The organism is Microcystis sp. M20BS1 (genome assembly GCF_020245305.1).
Taxonomy (GTDB): domain Bacteria; phylum Cyanobacteriota; class Cyanobacteriia; order Cyanobacteriales; family Microcystaceae; genus Microcystis; species Microcystis ichthyoblabe_A.
The window spans coordinates 1-18,805 of the sequence record NZ_JADBUZ010000138.1 but is presented as its reverse complement, the minus strand read 5'-3'; the positions used below and the strand labels follow the sequence as shown (position 1 = coordinate 18,805).

Here is an 18,805-nt window from a genome sequence, read left to right as displayed (position 1 = left end):
TGCCCATTTCTCCATTTTTTTGCTTACCTCCACCTTAATTCCTTCTTTCAAAACTATACCTATCAATCGTTTCCCCTTTTTTTAAGTTTCTTCTCTTTTTGTTAAGAAAAATCTGACTAATGGATAGCTTAATAAGGGGGGCAGGGGGGATCGAACCTAAAATCCATTTTTAATTTAATTATAACCAGCTACTTATAACAACTTTTTAGCAAAATCGATCGCCTCCTGAAAAACTGTGACTTGGCCATCAATTTGGGCAATTTGTACCTCGGTTAATAACTTACCGATAATCGGACTAGGTTTCAGGTGTAAATGGTTAATTAAATCATCGCCCCTTAATAAAGGTCGGGGATGGGCGATAATATTATCAGGATCGAGATAGGAAGTCAACAGAGAAGCGACGATATTTTTGTTAATCCCCATCGATAGAGCAAAAAGGGCAAAGACAGGAAATACTTTTCCCGTATTTAGATAAATAAAATACTGTTCCCGCACACTCAAATTATCTGGCTCCTTGAGGGGAGGTAAACACTTAATCACCGTGATTACCGTGCGAATTTCCCCCCTGGAATACTTGAGATCGATTAACTCTTTTTCCGCTTCTGCCAAAACATCCGATACCAATAGGGCCAATTTTGTCAACTGTAACTGAGAAGGGGAAAAGATAAATTTTTCCGGTAACAAAGATTCTAAAAATCCCGCTGCCGCTTCCACCCCCATAACTCGCTCCATTTTTGCGGGGGTAATCCGACGCAACCAGAGAGATAATAAGCCATCTTCCCAGGCACTTTTTAGCCATTTATTGCCACGGGAATTGAGCAAAAGGTAATTCAACTCGGATTGTACCCTTTCGGCGGCTACACGGTGCAATAAAGGGGCAAGAGAACGAATAGTTGCACGGGTATGGGGTTCGATCTCAAAGTCCAATTGAGCCGCTTGTCGATAGGCCCTCAATAATCTTAGGGGATCATCCTGAAGATTTTCGCGGGAAATCATCCGCAGGGATTGGCAGCCTAAATCTTTTAATCCCCCTAAAGGATCGAAAATTTCTTGGGTGTGGAGATTATAAGCGAGAGCATTAACGGTGAAATCCCGTCTTTTTAGGTCTATTTCTAGAGATTCTCCCTCCTGTTGTGCGAAATCAAGAGTACCCTGGGGAAAAACGACGCGAGCAATTTGACGAACGGCATCTAAAACCACAAAACCGGCCTTATACTGATGGGCAATAGTTTGGGCAATTTCGATCGCTTTTTCGGGAACCACAAAATCTAGGTCAATATAGTCTTTCTGACGGTTTAATAAAGCGTCTCGCACAGCACCACCGACTAAATAAGCATTTTCTGGCAATTCTTGCCGATTAATCGCAAAAACTTCTTTAACTAAACTATCTAGGTTTTTTTGACAAGACATCGAGAAGATAAATTTACAAAAATATAATTTTTACCGGCCCTATTTGGGGAGAGACTGAGCTAGATTAACGGAAAAGACCTATAGAGTTAAACCTATGTGTATTTGTATTAACTGCTATTTTGTTGATCGCTGTCTCACCTATCATGCCGTAGAAATACAACATCAGGAACGTCATCTCACCGAGACACCGGACTTTGAAGCGAAGAACCCTTCTATTAACGTTAACATTCGCACCAAAGAAGATTATATCGAAATGGAGTGGGATGTGGTGGGTTGTGAAAGCTTTTTGCGCGAAACCGGTAAATGGTCTAGTTTGCGGCCAGGTGAACCAATTCCCACCTAAAACACCTGAACTACCCATACATATCTACTACAAGAGCCAAAAACCCTTATCCAGCAATAGATAGACCCGTTAACTTTTCTTGCTGTACCCGTGCAATAGTAGTCATGTATATAGAAAAAGTTCCTAAACGTTGTGTCTGGAGCGGTTTTTATTAATGAGCATTGCTTAAAAGCAAATAATTCATAATTTAAGTAGGTAGGCGTTAAAAGTTATCAGATGCCCCCCTTATTAAGGGGGGACTAAGGGGGGATCGAACCTAAAATCCATTTTTAATTTAATTATAACCAGCTACTTAAGAGCGAGGTATTTATGGATAAAGAAGAAGAACTACTTGAACAATGGCGAGAATTGACCCCGGAAAAGCAACAAAAAGTTTGGCAATTTGTTCAAATACTTAAATCTGAGTCACAAACAACACCAGAAGCTGAATTTATTCCCCAAACACCATTAAGCAAAAAGTTATGGGAAATCCGACATCGGGCGATCGCATCTGGATTGCAACTGCTCAATGAAGAGGAAATAGAACAAGAACTTGCTGCACGTCGAGGAGGGTGCAGTGAGTCGTGAAATTGCTGGCACTTACGGTTTAGCGGCGATGGATGCACTTCATGTTGCTGCTGCGCTGCAAATTCAAGCTGATGAACCAATCACCACCGAAAAGCCAACCAAACCAATGCACCGAGTCAGGGAAATTCAGATTGTTTCAATCTAATGTAAGGAGTTAGAGTAATCTAAGAGTAAGGAGACCAGGGACCGATGACGGTTTCTCCTCGCTTCTCTTTTTCTGCTAATTCCAGGTTTAAGGTTAATAGTTTCTCTAAAATATCGTCGTCAGCTTGGAAGTGATATGCTTCCATTACTAGCTTGTCTAATTTCTGATGGAGTTGATACAGTTGGCTACTGGGTTCGTTAAAGAATTGGTTATATAGTTTAGTGATTCCCCATTGTTTTTTCTCCATCTGTTGACTACGATATTCGTGTAATTCCCCGGCGGTTTGACGGATTTTTTCGACAAGTTCCCGTGAAGGTGTCTGGGGAAAGGGGAAGGTTTCAAAACAGGTGTTATGGGTGTAGGCTATTGTGCTTGCAAGTGTAGATTTTTGGGTGTGCATCCAAGTTCGGTGAATGTTAGATAAAAGAATACCTAAGATATAATAATCATCGGAAGCAACTACTTTAGTTTTATTACCTGGTAGCCAATCACAGGGACAAGGGACAAAAACTGCCCATTTGGAAACTTCTGGAACAGCAAAGTAGCAATCTAAAGGTTTAATTGCTGTTCTCATTGCTGGTCTTTTTTCACCATATTTCCACCAGTTTAGTTTAGTAACTTCTCGTCTATTTTGCTCTCTTTCTGGCTTAACATTTACTTTAATATGCTCGAAAGGTAGTGTATATTCACTAGCATCCTCCAAACTCATATCATTAAAATCAATAATCCAGCGTTCTGGCTTACCGTGAGGATTTTTAGCTAGATTTGCTCCCATTGAAAACAACTTAAGGACATCTGTATTTTTAGGTTCTTGTTTAATCCATTCATCAACTTGTTTTTCACTAACTAGAAAACCTTTACCAACAGGAATCACTCCTTGAAAACATTGACTAAGATTAGCTTTTAATCGTGGAGATTGAGAAACATCTAAAGTCGCTTTTAAAGAAGAATTAATCTGAGAAACTGAATGATTATCTAAATAATAACTTACTGGTTCAACTTTACTCCAATTGACAATACTAACATGAACATTAGCCTCACCAGACCAAGGCTGAGTAGAAATCGCCTCATGAATGTGTCCACCATTGTGAGTAATATAATCCAACGCTGCTACACGACTTTTCCCTTGACTAATAGAATTAGTTCCAACTAAACCCGCTCTTCCTTTCTCATCTAATTGATTATGTGCTAGACGAAACCAATAGGAACAAAAATCAACCGAGTCTTTAACCTCAGAAAACCTCGCAAACACTTTATTAACATAATCATCACTGAGATTTAATCTCATGTGTTTACCTCCCAAAAATGGAGGATTACCGATAATTGCGTCTGCTTTTTGCCAATCCGTAAACAAAGCATCAGCACAAATAATATTACTATCCAAAGTATCCAAAGGTAAAGAAGCTTCCGTCAAATTAAACTTATCAATCGCCACCTTTCTGGCAATCATTAAAGTCACCCGCGCTAATTCTACAGCAAAAGGATTAATATCCATACCATAAAACTGTTTAGGCGTAACAAAACTAATCTGTAATTGGTCACTAGCAGAACGACGACGGTTAGCAATCTTTTCAATTAATAACTGTTCAATGCGCTTTAATTCTTGATAGGCAACATAGAGAAAATTACCCGAACCGCAAGCCGGATCTAATACCTTATACTGCTGTAATTCTAACTGAAGTGTATTTAACTCGCCAATCGTTCCAGCTTGCTCAATTTTCTCCTCCCAATAGCGGCTAATAGTTGGGCGAACAATTTTCATAATATCCGCTTCTGAAGTAAAGTGCATCCCGTAAGTATGACGTTCTTGAGCATTAGCTGTCCCCTCAAAAATATTACCAAAAATTGCCGGACGGATCTTACTCCAATCCTGACGCGCCGCCACATCCAGAAACTCTAATTCTTTATTAGTTAATTCAATTGGATGAATTATACTAAACAGTCCCCCATTAAAATAATCCACTCCCTGATACTTGCCAGCGGGGGTAATTCCGGGTTGGTTCATCTGTTGAAATAATCCCCCCAAGACATCATAGGAATTGCCACCATTTAGACATTCTTGTACACAAGAAATAAATAAATCTCTCGGTAATAATCCTCGATCCTCAGCAAACATTGCTAATACACACTGCAAAATAAATCGCTGGGCCGTCAACTCATCAAAACCGCTTTTATGACCGCGTTTTTTTAACAGTTGAAACAACTCACCCATCCGCCGCGCTGCCGTTTCTGTAATCTCGACCTGATTATTCTGAAAAATAGGGGTACGATTCCCTACTTCCATAAAATTGAAGGCACTCACCCGATTTTTCAAATCGTTGAGATTTACTCGATCTACCGGTTCATCTATTTGAAGATCAAAATCAAAAATCCAGAACTGATCAAAATTACATAATAAGACATAGCGAGGGCGATTAGGAACCAATCGACTCCAGTATTCAAAAGCTTGGGGATAGTGCTTACTTAAATCTTCTCCTCGCTTTTTCATTTCAATTAAAACACGAGGTTTCCAAACTAAATCAGCAAATCCCGTTTTACCTTTCTTGCTACCTTTAGTAATCGCCTCCTCATAGGTTGCACCCGCTTCTAACGCACCTTTATGACCAAAAGCTCGAAAGAAACGGTCTAGGAAAATCTGAGCTTCTTTCCTTTCTTTGCCAGTAATGTGCTGTTGACAAAAATCAATAAATTCCTGTAAGCTTTCAAGAGTAGTAGTCATCTTTTGCCTTTCTATTGGAGTAGGGTGGGCGTTGTGGTGCGATCACTATCTTACACGATAAAATAAAGGAACTGAGTTGAAATCGAAGTCAAGCCTATGCCAATTCGAGGCGTTGTTGAATCAAGGTATAAATGGCAATTGTCCATCGTATCCAAAAGTTATTTTGGGTCTAGGTTTTAAAAATCCCACAAGAGAAGATTCATATCTCAAATCAGCAACGACTTGGCGAGATAAATTTTTTCGTTGTGTTTAATTGATTGAAAAAAATCGACAATAGGACGAGGATAATTAACCCCTAAAATCACCCCATAACGCTTTTGTTCCTCCAGAGATAATTTATAAGGTTCGTGAATTTTATCGCCTTTTATTAGGGCTAATTCGGGCAACCAGTGACGTAAATAATCACCTTTGGGATCATAATCTTTCGACTGTTTCGGGATATTAAAATAACGAAATCCTCGTGCGTCATTACCGACACCAGCAGTGTAATTCCAATTACCCCAATTACTACAGACATCGTAATCAACTAATAATGACTCGAACCATTCTGCTCCCATACGCCAATCAATACCGAGATTTTTAGTCAGAAAACTAGCGACATTTTGCCGTCCACGATTTGACATAAATCCTGTAGCAGCTAACTCTCTCATATTAGCATCTACAAGGGGATAACCAGTTTTTCCCTCACACCAAAGATTAAATCTTTGCCAATCTTCTAGCCAGGGTAAATTAAGTTCTTGCAAACCAGATTTATAAAAGATTTTATTCCCGTGTTTACTGCCAATAAATCGAAAAAAATCTCGCCATAATAATTCAAAAATTAGCCAATAAGTAGAGTCATTTTTTACTCTTGTTTGCTCATATTTTTGTACTTCTTCATAAATATAACGGGGGGAAAGACAGCCAAAACTTAACCAAGCTGAGAATTTTGAGGAATAATTAGTCCCTAACATTTCATTGCGGGTTTCCTTATAGGTTTTTAAGGAATCACTATCCCAAATATATTCTTTAACCCGTGATTTTCCTGCTATTTCACCCCCTTGAAATGATAAAACACCTCCCTGGTCTAGAATTAGTTCTGTTAAGCCTAAATCCTTTAAAATAGGAAGATTTCCCCAATCTATTTTAGGTAATTTTGTCAACTTTTTCGGACTGGGATAAGTTGTTCTTATTTCCCAATGACGTTCTACTTGTTTACGAAAATTAGTAAATAATTCTGGCAGTTGATTAAGGGTAAAAGGTAAATCATCAGGATGATATAAAGTGGCTGTCCAAAAAGTTTTTATCTGCACAGGAATTATAGATAAAGCCTTATTTACAGCCTTTTCTACCGCTAATTCCTCTGCTGTAACCTCTTGATGATAATAAACCCTGGCTATCTGCAATTCTTGAACTAATTGCGGGATAATTTCTTCTGGTTTTCCCCGTCGGATAATTAAATTACTGCCTAAACCTTCCAGAGATTGTCGTAAATTTGCTACGCTTTCTAATAAAAATTTAGCCCGGAACTTGCCAGTTTTGGGAAACCCGTAGGAAGTAAAACCAAATTGACGCTCATCAAAACAATAGAAAGGAATTATCTCTAATTGTTCTTGAATGGCTCGATAAATTGCCTCGTGATCGTGAACTCGCAGATCATTCCGATACCAGATTAAAACCCGCATTTAACATCAATTAAAAGTTGATAACCGATCAATAAGTAGTTAGGTGTTAAAAACCATCAGATACCCCCCTTATTCAGGGGGGATTAAGGGGGGATCGAAACCCCCCTTATTAAGGGGGGATCTATCTTTAATTTAATTATCTTTTCCCGTAGTAATGGCCATAGTAACGATAATTATGGTTTTTCCGACCAACATTATTAGCCACTAAACCTAACACGGAAATATGGGATAATCTCAGATCTTCGAGCAGATTTTTCAGGGCAAAGCGATCGGTTTTGCCCAGTTTGGTGACGAGAACCAGTCCGGTGGCCATGGCGGCGAGAATTTTGGCATCGGCAAAAGCGGCGATCGGTGGTAGATCATAGATAATTAGATCGAAGGCTTGCTCTTGCTGTAAACGCGAGATCATCTCCTGCATTCTCTGGGAAGAAAGCAAGCGGGTTGGATCTGGGGGAATTTCACCGGCGGTAAGAATCGATAAATTCTCGTAACGGGGTAGAGGTTGAATTGCCTCATTCCAATCGAGACCCTCGGCGAGGACATTACTAAGGCCGTGGTCGTTATCGAGATTAAGTCGATGGTGAACCTGGGGTCGTCGCAGGTCAGCATCCACCAGTAAGACTCTTTGTCCCATACGAGCGGCGGCCTTAGCGATATTTATTGACATGGTGGTTTTACCATCTCCCGGTGATACAGAACTAACCACGAGGGACTTGCGGTGGGAATCGGCATCGAGGAGGCGAATATTGGTGTTGAGAGTGCGGAAAGCTTCCGAGAAGGGGGAGAAATTATAGTAGGAGGGGTTTTCGTCGGCCGATTTCCCAGTCGTATTAGGGATAGTCATTTTGCGATCACCGACTGTTAACTGGGGTAGGGCGGCGGTGATCACTTTTTCGATGGTGCCAAGGTCTTTTTGCCAGGGAATTGCGCCCAAAAGGGGTAGTTTGGTATCTTCTTTTAGTTCATCTGCACTATGATGAACGGGGTCTAATCTTTCAGCTAAAAAGGCCGCCCCCAGTCCTAATAAAAGGCCACCGATAACCCCTAAAGCCAGATTTCGCACAGGTTTAGGAGAAACGAACTTTTCCCCTACTTCTGGTGGGGAAATTAGTTGCCAAGGCACCACTTGTTGTGCCACCTTGAGTTGAAGTTTTTGTTGTTCCTCCAGAAAACGGTCGAGACTGGTGGTGGCGATTTCCAACTCTCGCTGCAAATCCGTATAACGACGGGCTAAAACCGCCAGATTTTTGACCGAGGCTTTCTGTTGTTCGAGGGCCCGGGCAAGGGATTCTACCTTAATTTCTAGGGTTTTGCGACTGTTAGCGGCTTCCACCAATTGTTGGGTTAATTGTACCCGCAAAGCGCTCTGTGACACCAAAGCTGGGGAGTCACCCACTGTCTGGGGCAGTTTTTCTCCTAGGGTTCTCTGGGCTTCGTTTTGCAGTAGGGGCAGTAAATTAGCCCGTTTTTCCTCTAGGGTGGCGATTATCGGGCTATCCTTGGCAAAAACTGCCGATTGTTTGGCCAATTCCACTTCTACTTCCTGCAGCTGCTTGAGCAAATCTTGATAACCGGGAGATTCACTGAGATAAGTAGCGATAATTGCTTGATTAGGGTCTAATCCCACCTGTTGCTGTAAAGCCTGATAGCGAGAGTTAATTTCGTTAAGGGCAACTTGGGCACCCCGATAATCTTGTTCAGTAGTGGTTAACTGTTGTGATAAACGAGTTGCCTCTTTATCGGGATCGAGGAAATTGTATTGCTGCCGGAATTGCTGCATTTGTTTTTGTAGAGTATTAACTCGTTCCTGCAGCACGGGCAATTGAGCGTTAACAAAATCTAACCCTTGATTAATTTCGGTCTTCCGTTCCTGAGAACTATAGTTTAGGTAATGACGGGCTAAATTATCTAAAACCAGCTTAATTTTTTCCGGTTCCTCATCTTGATAGGAAATTTCTAAAACTTTCGTCTCTTTTTGTCGACTAATTTTGAGATCAGATTGGCCAGTTTTACTAATTAAATCACTGTAGGTAAAGTCGGGATATTGAGGAGTTATTTTACTAAAGATGGGGTTAAGGAGTTGCGGACTGGTTAAAACAGCGATTTGGGTATCATAATCGATGTCTTCACCACCTAACTGAGGTAGGATATCTTGGGCTGCCAGTCTGGAAGAACTTTTATTTTCCTCGATGGGTTGACCGATGAGCAGCAAGAATTTACCTTGATAGATAGGGGTTTTTGAGAAAGTATAAGCAGTGATCGCAGCCGTCACCCCTAGGGTGATGCCAACGATTAACCACCAGCGATGCTTGATGACGTAAAGGAATTGACGCAGGTTGAGTTCCTCTCCTTCCTGCGTGACGGAGGGGATAAAAGCTGGTTGGTCAAAAACTGGCAGATTTGCTTGACTTTGGGTTTTTAAAGCCCCATTTTGTTGGTTGTTCATCATTATCAAATAGTCAAGGGATAACTCTATTAAACCGCATCTAGTACGCCAGTATAGCTTAAGAATAATTTGGGAATTTGTCCAAACATGGTATCTATTTAAAATAGCCCCCAACCCTTATAGAGTAAGGAATATGACATCTAAAGCTGAAATTGACTTCGGGACACTTTTAAAGGACATAAACCGCAACCAGCTAGAGAACTGGAATCTCACTGGCAGGCCATTAACCCCTAAAAGTATTGCTATGCAAAGATCATAGCCGAAAAAGGCAAACTACGGGGTTCCCCGTGGACGCGGTTTAAAAGATTTTGCGGTAGCAATCTGGTTCGATTAGTCACCGCTTCATCATAACACCATGCTACAATGACAACTCTAGTTTTTCCGGTAATTACCAAATTAAGGTGCGTTTACCCTACCTAGCCAATGCCACTGGCCGCTTGACATACCCCCCCTGAACGGTTACAAATTATGTACTATTCTGCCAATCGCAATAAGCTGTACTGAATTTAAACTGCGTATTGAAAATTTTAGTACAAATGCTCAAACTGCTTCTCCCTGCCCCGCAGCTCCGGTACTCCCCTGCAATCTTAACGAGTAATTTAGATAGTCAAGAGCTTACTCATTTGCTCTTATAACAAGCTAAACCGCCATAACCACCATCACAGAAGAGCCTAAATGACAATCCCATTAGCACCTCGCATCTCCGATACTTTACCCCCCATTACCTGGGAGAAATTGCCAGCGGATTTTGTCCTCCCTGATGAACCAGTGGAAAGCACCCGACAACCCCTCCTCGCGGCGGCTTGGCGAGAATCTTTAGAATTAGCCAGTTTAATTGTGGAAGCGAGTCTTATTGCTGCTAATTTTGGCATTTGCGCCACCGTTGGCCCTAAGACAGTAGTAAAAGCTCCCGATTGGGTTTATGTACCCGCAGTAGCACCTATCCGAGAAGGAGAAATTCGCCGCAGCTACACGCCCCATGCAGAAGGGGAAGTGCCAGCAATTGTCATGGAATTCATCTCAGAAACGGAGGGAGGGGAGTATTCTATCAATCCCCACTATCCCTATGGCAAGTGGTATTTCTACGAGCGAATCTTACAAGTACCTTTCTATAGCGTTTTTCAACCACAAAGCGGAGAATTAGAAGTTTATCGCTTAGTATCAGGGAAGTATGAGTTACAAAAAGCGGATGAGGATCATCGTTACTGGCGGGCAGAAATCGGTTTATTTCTAGGAGTATGGCAGGGGAAAAAAGCAGCAGTAACGGCTCATTGGTTGCGCTGGTGGGATCAATCAGGTAATTTACTATTGTGGGGTAGTGAACGGATTGAACAAACCGAACAACGAGCCGAACAAGCTCAACGGCGGGCTGAGGGAGAAAAAGCTAGGGCAGACAGCTTGGCGGCGCGGCTAAGGGCGATGGGAATTGACCTGGAGGCTCAATGAAGAATCTATACAGCTTTACAATTTAGCTGATTGTGTGCTATGGTAGCAACTGTTATGCGTCGAGAGGAAATATATTGGGAAATTGCTGGAGATTGCGTCGATAATCAATTGTAACCAGTTATTAACAAATGAGAAAAGCCAGCCATGACCAGAAGCTCATCCGAACACTCCAGATGGACAGATGAGATGCTAGATAAATTGGCAGACTCAGTTTCGGAATTGACGGGATCGGTTGCAGACCTTAGAGATTCGATGGACGGGGTACGACTAACGGCAAACGCTCTACTCCAAATTGCCGCACAACAACAGCGTAATATGGATGAAGTGAGGCAAAGACAGGAAGAGTCAGACAAGCGTTTTGAGGTTTTGCTGTCAGAAGTTCGCTATTTGATTCGGCAAATTAAACCAGAAAATCAATCATAAGCTTGATCAAACCAGTGGCGATTGCGTCTCGACAATTTAACCTAACCTTTTGTGAAACTAATTTACAAAATAATTGATAGACTATCATGGAGCAAAAATTATTGTTGGCTAAATTGTTAAAAGGTCTCTCGAGTAGGATGTTTCGGCTATCGAAAAGAATCGAATATTTTGGATGTGAATCAAGTATATTCAGATATATAGATTGTTTTGAGACCATAGATATACTGCTTAAATTCATTCAACCAAAGTGTCTCTGTGATATAGGGGCAAATGCTGGTAACTGGACCTATGTTTTAAGTCAAATGAGTCCCACTTTAGAACACGTGGTTTTTTTTGAACCCCAATCTCAGTATCAAGAAAAATTGCAATCTTTATCTTTACCCGGAGTTAGCAAAGTTATTTACCATTGTGGATTAGGTGAAAGGGAAGATAAGTTATTAATTAAAGGAGGAACTTCTTCAGCATCTTTTCTTGATCCTGAAAAACAAAATAAGTATTTTCCTAATAGTATTTCGCAAAACCAGCAAGATCAGGAGGAAGTAGAAATTAGAATTTTAGATGCAATATATGCCAGTGATGATCTACCAATCCCTGATGTAATTAAACTAGATGTTCAAGGTTTTGAGCTTGAGGTTTTAAAGGGGAGTATAAATTTATTAAAAAAATCTAAATACTTAGTGATTGAATTATCATTTCGTCAGTTTTATCGAGATCAACCCTATTTATGGGAAATCATCAAACTACTAGAAGAGAATAAATATATTATGGTTGGCAAGGGATTTGAATGGCGATACCATGACAATCGTTCAGAAATACTGCAAATGGATGCTATATTTAAGAACACTGATGTTATGTAATTAGAGCGGTATCAAAAAGGAGTTTACTTAGTTGAGCGATCTACTTGCCAAAGCTGTTAATAATTCTAAGTGGACTGCCATTGGTTCTCTCATGACAGCTATTCTAGGATTCCTTTTTGCCGGGTTAACGATTCGCTGGTTGGGTGAAGCGGAAGCTGGATTTGCCATTGCCATTGCTACTATTGTTGGCATTAACAACACCTTTAGTGGTTTGGGACTGGGTGCTGCTGCAACCCGGTTGATTAGTCGGGCTTATGAAGAAAATAATTTGGGAGAAATTCAGAAAATAGCAGGAGTTTGTTTTACAACTTCTCTGGCTTTTGGATTGTTTGGGTTTTGTATTTTTGCTTTCGGTTCTGCTTGGATTGTTCAGTGGAGTAAATACGAAGGAAATGCTTCTATAGGACATTGGTACTGTATATTATTAGGATTGGCGTTTTTGTTACAACAAATCACTGGTTATTTTAAGATATTTCTCGCTTCTCTTCAAAGATTTGACTGGCAGACTAAAATTAATACTACTTTTATGTTAGCCAATGCTATTTTGGGAATAACTTTTTTGAAAGCCTTTCCTAATATTTTAACATTAGGCATAATTAGTTTAGCTCTATCTATTCTGAGTTGTTTATGTACGGGGTTTATAGTTACTAAAATTCTGGGATTTTTGACACGTCCTTCCTGGGATCAAGCAATGTTTATTGAGCTTTGGTCTTTCGGAAAATGGGTTTACTTAACTCAAATAAAAGTTATGTTTTTTGATGGTGTTGATAAAATATTTTTAACTTCTGTATTTGGCAGTTCTTCTTTACCTTTTTACACCTTTGCTCAAAGAATTTATATAACAGTTCACCAAATGTTAGTTGGACAGTCTTCTTATCTATTTCCCATGCTCTCGGCTCAGGGAGATAAATTAGAAGTAGTAGCCGAACAAATCGAAGACCGCTTGCGCTGGTTTATTGGGTTAATTGCTGGTTTTGTCTATTCAGGACTGATTATTGCTGGTCCAGCCTTATTGACTATCATGGTCAATGCCGGATTTTCTAGCAAAGCTAGTTTTCAGTTGTTTATTTTTTGTTGGGTAGGCTATATTCATGCACAAGCTATAGTTACATTCTTTTTTAATTTAAGTAAAGGAAATGCAAAACAAAACTGGATTTATGTTGTGATCACTGATATAGGCTATTTCCCCTTTTTCGTTTTTTTGTCACTAAATTTTGGTTTTAAATATGCAGTTATCGGACAATTGATGATGATTTTAGGAGTCATTTACTTGTTGCGCCATGCTCATAATAATATGAACTGGTTGACCTTCACCAAGTGGACAATCAAACCCTTAATATCATCTATTATTTTAATGATTGTAGCTACTTTTATTCACCTTGCAAACAATTCAATCAAAACTACATTGATCACACAATTTACATCTTTAATGATCTTTTATTTTTCTGGAATATTATTTGTTTATTATCTGGAAAATAGATGTTTTGGTAGTACGGGTAGAGCAAAAACTTTAAATAGAGCTATCTTGCTTTTTTGTGGTAAGCTGAATCTGTCAAAAGAGCGTTAGTCAACCAATGTTAAACTGATTGATATGTTTATCTAGAAAGATGTTTCGTAAGGATTCAGGTCATACAAAAAGCATTCAAAACCATGCTGTGTAAGCATTTAGGCGAATTATGGACAAATCCTCATTCTCATTAAGAAACGCTGAAAGCCTTAATGAGAATGCTTATTGAGAATGAAACTGTTAGTTTAGCGAGTTCTGAGATTTTAGAAGCCTCTCTGTGACTGCATTTGAGACACCTGAATCCTTACGCTGTTTCTATATTTTCCAAGCAAATATACTCGTATAAGTACCTAAGCAAAATTAATTACACATCTAAGCCACTACTCCGTCAGACTTCTGGTGTGAGGAAACAGTGAACTGAAAACTCAAATCCGATCCCTAATAGCTGTCTCCCGTCTCCCGTCTCCTGTCTCGAATAGGAAATTAATTTTGCACGACTACTTATCTTCTGTGGAATCTTTCATCTGCCATATAATCATTTACAAGCCGAGGTTGTCATTGACCAGTAGGTGTGATACAATAGCATGGAAGTTTGGGAAGGTATTGGGAACAAAGCGGGTTTCAAACACGTTATCGCACTGCTGTGACTTTAGCCGCCCAGTTTTGTAGGGGGAAGGCTAAAATCTTATTTACTCCCTAACCCTCTAAACAGTAACCATGATTTTTAGAAAAAATTCTTGAATTTTTTTCCTAGAAAGCTTTTGAGTTACTAAAAAGCCCATATATTTAAACAAACATAAACATAGAAACCTTGGAGGATTTAAGTCATGTTCAAAAATATTATTCAGAAGACTTTTAAATACCTGAGATACAAAATAGTCAAAAATAATGATCCTGTTTTTCACTTTCACTCAAATGCTTATTTAAGGCATAATGCAAGACGACTTGAACATTTGGCCAGCCTTAACATACCTGTAAGAGGTATGTCAGTACTTGAAGTGGGAGCAGGGATAGGTGATCACTCTCATTACTATCTAGACAGAGAGTGCCAAATTACGATAACAGAAACAAGACAAGATAATCTTGATTATCTTGTCTTGCGTTACCCCGGAGTTAATATCTTGAGATTAGATTTGGATTCTCCTCAGCCAATTGAAAATAGTCCATTTGATGTAGTTCATTGCTATGGATTACTCTACCATTTGAAAAATCCTGATTTGGCCTTGGATTTTCTAAGTCAATCTTGTCAAAAAATTCTTTTTTTAGAAACTTGTGTTTCTTTTGGTGATAATGAACAGATAAATCCTGTCAAAGAAATACAAACTAAACCTACTCAGGCTTTTTCTGGTGTGGGATGTCGTCCAACACGACGATGGATATTTTCTCGTTTACAAAATCATTTTGATTATGTTTACATCCCTAGAACACAACCTAATCATGAGGAATTTCCTCTAGACTGGAATCATCCAGAAAAACATAACGGTTTGAGTCGTTCTATATTTATTGCTTCGAGGACTAAACTTGACAATGAAATGTTGACAGATGAACTTATACAACACCAAGTAAGACATAACTGACATTGCATGAACAACCTAAAATTTTTTTCAAGAAGAGTCACAAGAGCGATCACCCGCAGATTAAGATTAGATCAAAATCTTTTTCGGCAAAATCAGCTTAAATTAGAAGTGGCAAAAGTCAAAGGTCAAGAGTTGGTGGATGTAATGCCAGGAATCAATCTGCCAATGGTAATTCACCCAGATATGTACTTTAAAATTGGCTATACTAAATATATATTTGAACCTGAATCACTTGATTTCATCAGCGATCATCTCAAGCCTGGACAAACTTTTCTGGATATTGGCGCTAACATTGGCTACTTCTCGCTGTTTTGCTCTAAAATAGTAACTCCAAGCGGTCGTGTTATAGCTTTTGAACCGGGAGACTTTGCCTTCAATCTACTGAAAAAAAATAAGGAGTTGAACAAATTTAATAACCTGGAAATACATCAGGCAGGTTTTGGAGAAAAAGATGAGATTGTAGAATTCAATTCAGGCGCACCAGGAATGGAAGTTTATAACTCATTGGGCAAGATTATTCATCCTTCAGCAGCTCCCGATAAATTTAAGACAATACCAGTTCAACTTTTTCGGGGTTCTACCTGGTTACAAAAGAATAATGTACGGCATATAGATTTAATGAAACTTGATGTGGAAGGCGGAGAATACCTTGTACTCAAGGGAATGCTGGAAATGTTTCAATCCCAGAAAATCTCTCGACTTTTAATAGAAATTACCGATGAAATGTCAAAAGCCTTTGGTTATCACCCTTCAGACATTATTTTAATGCTTAGGGATTGTGGCTATAATTGGTTTAAACTGGGTTCCTACGGCCGGCTTGAGCCATTGCTTGAAAATGACATAAGTAAGGTTAGTATAGGCAATCATATGTTCGTGGCCGTATCACAGAAATCTAAGAACGAGAGTTAAAAGCTTTGAAAACCATCGCCCTAGTTGATACCTTGTGGGGTGGCCACCACCCTACCTACCTGAAGTTTTTCGCCAAGACGCTACTAGACCTGGGAAATGAAGTAATCTCTCTGTGTCCCGAACCGGAAGAGATGAACCTGTGGATTGCCAAGCACTGTCCAGAGTTGGCAAGTAACTTTCACTCCTTTGAGTTGCATGAACCCTCGCCAAGTCAGTTTTCCGGTCGCCGATTGCAGGCGAGGGCAATGGCTGTAGCCCGCTGGCAACGAGTCGCCCAGAGTATCCAAGAAATTTCCTCAAAGCTAGGCAAAGCCCCCGATATCACCTTTTTTGCCTGGCTTGATACATACTTAGGATTAATTCCTGCTATCACCGACATCATCTTTCCCTATCCTTGGTCAGGGCTTTATTTTCAACCTGGCTACCTACGGATACCACCAAAACTCCGGTGGATGCGCCACGGCATCTTAAATCCCTTATCAGTGCTAAAATCTTCCCACTGTCCAGTAGTGGCCGTGCTAGACGAAGGTATTGCTGACAAGTTACAGCAGAAGCTTAATAAACCTGTGGTCGTCTTGACTGATATCACCGATGAATCACCCCCCGATATGAGCTTTGAGATTACCCAAAAAATTCGTGCTAAAGCTGCTGGCAGGAAGATCATTGGTTTGTTGGGAGCTCTAGATAAGCGGAAAGGAACACTTACGCTTCTGGAAGTTTCTCAACAAGTGAGCGATCGCTGGTTTTTTGTCTTTGCAGGTAGGCTGGCTGAACCAGCATTTACAGCCGCAGAACTGGCGAAAATTCAGGAGATTGTCAAAGTAAACCCAGACAACTGTTTCTTTTACTTGAATTCGATTCCTGACGGGTCAAGATTTAATGCCGTTGTTCAGGTATGCGATGTCCTGTATGCTGCCTATGAAAATTTTCCTTACAGTAGCAACATCCTGACTAAAGCAGCAATCTTCGAGAAACCTGTAATCGCCAGCAAAAACTACTGTATGGGCGAACGGGTTCAGAAGTTTAATCTTGGCTATGGGATTGAAGGAGGAAGTGTGTCTCAGTGTGTTAGCATCTTAGAAAGATTGCATGAGGAACTCTCCACCGGCAATCTTTCTATCCAGCCAGATTTTGAAGGGTATAGACACCGGCATTCAATCGACCAATTGATCTCTGCTTTTCAGAAAATTTTAGAGTTTGTGTAAAATCTGTATTTTATTAGTAATGAGCATCTTTCAACCGCTGCCAACTCTCACTATTTCCAAGAAAAAAAAATACCTTCAAGCTTCCTTTATCAAGCTTGCCGCAACCTCGATTTTTTATGTCAGTCTATTTTTGCTGACTTTTTCTGATTTTCTCAATGCCCAATTTGACATAGAACAACGCAGCGCAGTCAAGGTAGGTGTAGCATCAGGTACAATCCTTGCTTTTTTTATTCTTGTTGGCTCCGCCTTCTTTATTGATAGAGAATTTCGTCGCTTGTTATTGGGCAAAACAGGAATTTTCTATGGGGCTGTTGTTATCTTTTATACTTGGATGGGCTGGCAACTTTTTGGCAATAGTATTGATTGGATACGAATGGATTTATCTGTTTGTTTATGGCTGATAGGTGGCTTGGCAATGTTTCGCATTCTTGCTAATTCCTATCGCCCCAAAATACAACTTACTTCACTCATATCTGTTTCAACTGTATTTATTTACTATTCTATTTCACTGCAAGCTGAGAGAATGAACGCTCTTGCTAATGCGGGGGTGACAGAAAGAATCACAGATTGGAATACATGGGCATATTCCTCTTTACTCTTACCACTGACTGGAATTGCTCTTGGTGTATTATGTCGGCAGGGCTGGTTTTGGACAATCTCAATATTGGGATTAGTTGCGATTCACCTTTATTCTTTGGGATTTATTGGAGCAACGAGATCTGTTACCTTATCTTTACTAACTGTAGTAATTTTCTCTGCTTTTGGTTTATCTTATCATATATCTAATGGAGCCCTAACTACTAAATCATCTCTAAAACAGCCAAAGTGGTTGATTTATCTATTATTCTTGATCGGTATCTTTCTGGTAGTCGCCGTATTTTTTATTAATTTTGAGCAGTTATTCGCGGATCTATTCCAGAATAGTTTAATCTTTGAAAGGTTTTTCAATCCTGACCAATCTACTGATCGATCTTCTGAATTGCGAATTGAGGAGGCCATCGGAGGGCTTCAAGTTTTGCAAGATGAAATTGAATTTTTATTTGGTAAGGGTTTAGGCGCAACGTTTTTCTCAGTATTGGGCTATGAAATTAACGCTTTCCATATAGGTGTTTTGACTTTTTTGCTTAAAGGCGGATTGATTATGTTCGGTTTTGTTGTTTTTATTTTATATGTAAAACTTCCCCTATTATTTATAAAATCCATTGTGAAACCGCACCGATTAGATTATCTCAAACGAACTGCTTTGCTCACCGTCCTACCAGGGGTATTTGGGTGGGCTGTATTGCTGTTGCTTTCGGGTGGTTACAGTCAATTTAATTCTTTGGGAATTGGTTTTGCTTTTGGTGCTTACTCACATATTAGAAAGCATGGTCTTGGCATTTTCTTTGAGTAATTAATAAATCGAGGTAATGATTCGGTAGTAGTGGCGTAGCTCTGTTGCTTACTTGGTATGAATTGTGTAAAATATTTATTAATAAAAATAATTGGAACCCGATCAGTCTTTAAACCTCTAGCTTGATCATGACTTTTCTGATAAATATCTTTTTCTGGCTCCTGTCTGGCTTACTGAAATATCAGTCTAGCACC

At 39.8% G+C, this 18,805-nt stretch carries 15 protein-coding genes; 11 read left to right on the top strand and 4 right to left on the bottom strand.

Annotated features, from left to right (window positions below):
- Nucleotides 1–192: 192 nt before the first annotated feature.
- Entirely contained in the window at nt 193–1,410 is a 1,218-nt protein-coding gene (locus IM507_RS14230) for a tRNA nucleotidyltransferase/poly(A) polymerase family protein (protein ID WP_287637240.1), read from the bottom strand.
- Between the two features lie 94 nt (nt 1,411–1,504).
- On the opposite strand from IM507_RS14230, the gene IM507_RS14225 reads away from it, so the two are divergent.
- From IM507_RS14225 to IM507_RS14215, 3 genes are all read left to right on the top strand, one after another.
- Nucleotides 1,505–1,753, top strand: coding sequence for a Ycf34 family protein (locus IM507_RS14225; RefSeq protein WP_002739872.1), 249 nt, complete (start codon nt 1,505–1,507; stop codon nt 1,751–1,753).
- 309 nt (nt 1,754–2,062) lie between these two features.
- On the top strand, nt 2,063–2,320 hold the full coding sequence (locus IM507_RS14220; protein ID WP_287637239.1) for a hypothetical protein: 258 nt from the start codon (nt 2,063–2,065) through the stop codon (nt 2,318–2,320).
- Nucleotides 2,286–2,465 (top strand): PIN domain-containing protein, encoded by a 180-nt coding sequence (locus tag IM507_RS14215; protein WP_002739501.1) that lies wholly within the window; start codon nt 2,286–2,288, stop codon nt 2,463–2,465. Before IM507_RS14220 ends, IM507_RS14215 begins: the two co-directional genes overlap by 35 nt.
- A 19-nt stretch (nt 2,466–2,484) precedes the next feature.
- Here IM507_RS14215 and IM507_RS14210 read toward each other — a convergent pair whose 3' ends face one another.
- From IM507_RS14210 to IM507_RS14200, 3 genes are all read right to left on the bottom strand, one after another.
- Nucleotides 2,485–5,184 carry a DNA methyltransferase gene (locus tag IM507_RS14210; RefSeq protein ID WP_287637238.1) on the bottom strand — a complete coding sequence of 900 codons (2,700 nt, stop codon included), beginning with the start codon at nt 5,182–5,184 and terminating at the stop codon, nt 2,485–2,487.
- Nucleotides 5,185–5,390: 206 nt separating this feature from the next.
- The gene (locus IM507_RS14205) at nt 5,391–6,848 is read right to left on the bottom strand and encodes a DASH family cryptochrome (RefSeq protein ID WP_287637237.1); all 1,458 of its coding nucleotides are present in this window, start codon (nt 6,846–6,848) and stop codon (nt 5,391–5,393) included.
- 136 nt (nt 6,849–6,984) lie between these two features.
- Entirely contained in the window at nt 6,985–9,297 is a 2,313-nt protein-coding gene (locus tag IM507_RS14200; RefSeq protein WP_287637236.1) for a GumC family protein, read from the bottom strand.
- Between the two features lie 672 nt (nt 9,298–9,969).
- Between IM507_RS14200 and IM507_RS14195 the strand changes: the two genes are divergently transcribed.
- From IM507_RS14195 to IM507_RS14160, 8 genes are all read left to right on the top strand, one after another.
- Nucleotides 9,970–10,740, top strand: a complete 771-nt coding sequence (locus IM507_RS14195) for a Uma2 family endonuclease (RefSeq protein ID WP_069474222.1) — start codon at nt 9,970–9,972, stop codon at nt 10,738–10,740.
- 144 nt (nt 10,741–10,884) lie between these two features.
- Nucleotides 10,885–11,163: a hypothetical protein gene (locus IM507_RS14190; protein WP_036401672.1), complete on the top strand. Its 279-nt coding sequence runs from the start codon at nt 10,885–10,887 to the stop codon at nt 11,161–11,163.
- Nucleotides 11,164–11,249: 86 nt separating this feature from the next.
- Nucleotides 11,250–12,020, top strand: coding sequence for an FkbM family methyltransferase (locus IM507_RS14185; protein ID WP_353847175.1), 771 nt, complete (start codon nt 11,250–11,252; stop codon nt 12,018–12,020).
- Nucleotides 12,021–12,051: 31 nt separating this feature from the next.
- Nucleotides 12,052–13,587 carry a lipopolysaccharide biosynthesis protein gene (locus tag IM507_RS14180; protein ID WP_123230063.1) on the top strand — a complete coding sequence of 512 codons (1,536 nt, stop codon included), beginning with the start codon at nt 12,052–12,054 and terminating at the stop codon, nt 13,585–13,587.
- A gap of 767 nt (nt 13,588–14,354) precedes the next feature.
- On the top strand, nt 14,355–15,104 hold the full coding sequence (locus tag IM507_RS14175) for a class I SAM-dependent methyltransferase (RefSeq protein ID WP_123230064.1): 750 nt from the start codon (nt 14,355–14,357) through the stop codon (nt 15,102–15,104).
- Between the two features lie 6 nt (nt 15,105–15,110).
- Nucleotides 15,111–16,013, top strand: coding sequence for an FkbM family methyltransferase (locus IM507_RS14170; protein ID WP_002740148.1), 903 nt, complete (start codon nt 15,111–15,113; stop codon nt 16,011–16,013).
- Between the two features lie 5 nt (nt 16,014–16,018).
- On the top strand, nt 16,019–17,218 hold the full coding sequence (locus tag IM507_RS14165) for a glycosyltransferase family protein (protein ID WP_123230065.1): 1,200 nt from the start codon (nt 16,019–16,021) through the stop codon (nt 17,216–17,218).
- Nucleotides 17,219–17,237: 19 nt separating this feature from the next.
- The gene (locus IM507_RS14160; protein WP_069474214.1) at nt 17,238–18,611 is read left to right on the top strand and encodes a hypothetical protein; all 1,374 of its coding nucleotides are present in this window, start codon (nt 17,238–17,240) and stop codon (nt 18,609–18,611) included.
- The last annotated feature ends 194 nt before the right edge of the window (nt 18,612–18,805 follow it).

What these genes read in the sequence shown, in the direction of transcription:
- IM507_RS14205 (WP_287637237.1), bottom strand. Translation starts at nt 6,848, where the DNA reads ATGCGGGTTTTAATCTGGTATCGGAATGATCTGCGAGTTCACGATCAC.
- IM507_RS14210 (WP_287637238.1), bottom strand. Translation starts at nt 5,184, where the DNA reads ATGACTACTACTCTTGAAAGCTTACAGGAATTTATTGATTTTTGTCAA.
- IM507_RS14230 (WP_287637240.1), bottom strand. Translation starts at nt 1,410, where the DNA reads ATGTCTTGTCAAAAAAACCTAGATAGTTTAGTTAAAGAAGTTTTTGCG.
- IM507_RS14195 (WP_069474222.1), top strand. Translation starts at nt 9,970, where the DNA reads ATGACAATCCCATTAGCACCTCGCATCTCCGATACTTTACCCCCCATT.
- IM507_RS14185 (WP_353847175.1), top strand. Translation starts at nt 11,250, where the DNA reads ATGGAGCAAAAATTATTGTTGGCTAAATTGTTAAAAGGTCTCTCGAGT.
- IM507_RS14220 (WP_287637239.1), top strand. Translation starts at nt 2,063, where the DNA reads ATGGATAAAGAAGAAGAACTACTTGAACAATGGCGAGAATTGACCCCG.
- IM507_RS14160 (WP_069474214.1), top strand. Translation starts at nt 17,238, where the DNA reads ATGAGCATCTTTCAACCGCTGCCAACTCTCACTATTTCCAAGAAAAAA.
- IM507_RS14225 (WP_002739872.1), top strand. Translation starts at nt 1,505, where the DNA reads ATGTGTATTTGTATTAACTGCTATTTTGTTGATCGCTGTCTCACCTAT.
- IM507_RS14200 (WP_287637236.1), bottom strand. Translation starts at nt 9,297, where the DNA reads ATGATGAACAACCAACAAAATGGGGCTTTAAAAACCCAAAGTCAAGCA.
- IM507_RS14190 (WP_036401672.1), top strand. Translation starts at nt 10,885, where the DNA reads ATGACCAGAAGCTCATCCGAACACTCCAGATGGACAGATGAGATGCTA.
- IM507_RS14175 (WP_123230064.1), top strand. Translation starts at nt 14,355, where the DNA reads ATGTTCAAAAATATTATTCAGAAGACTTTTAAATACCTGAGATACAAA.
- IM507_RS14170 (WP_002740148.1), top strand. Translation starts at nt 15,111, where the DNA reads ATGAACAACCTAAAATTTTTTTCAAGAAGAGTCACAAGAGCGATCACC.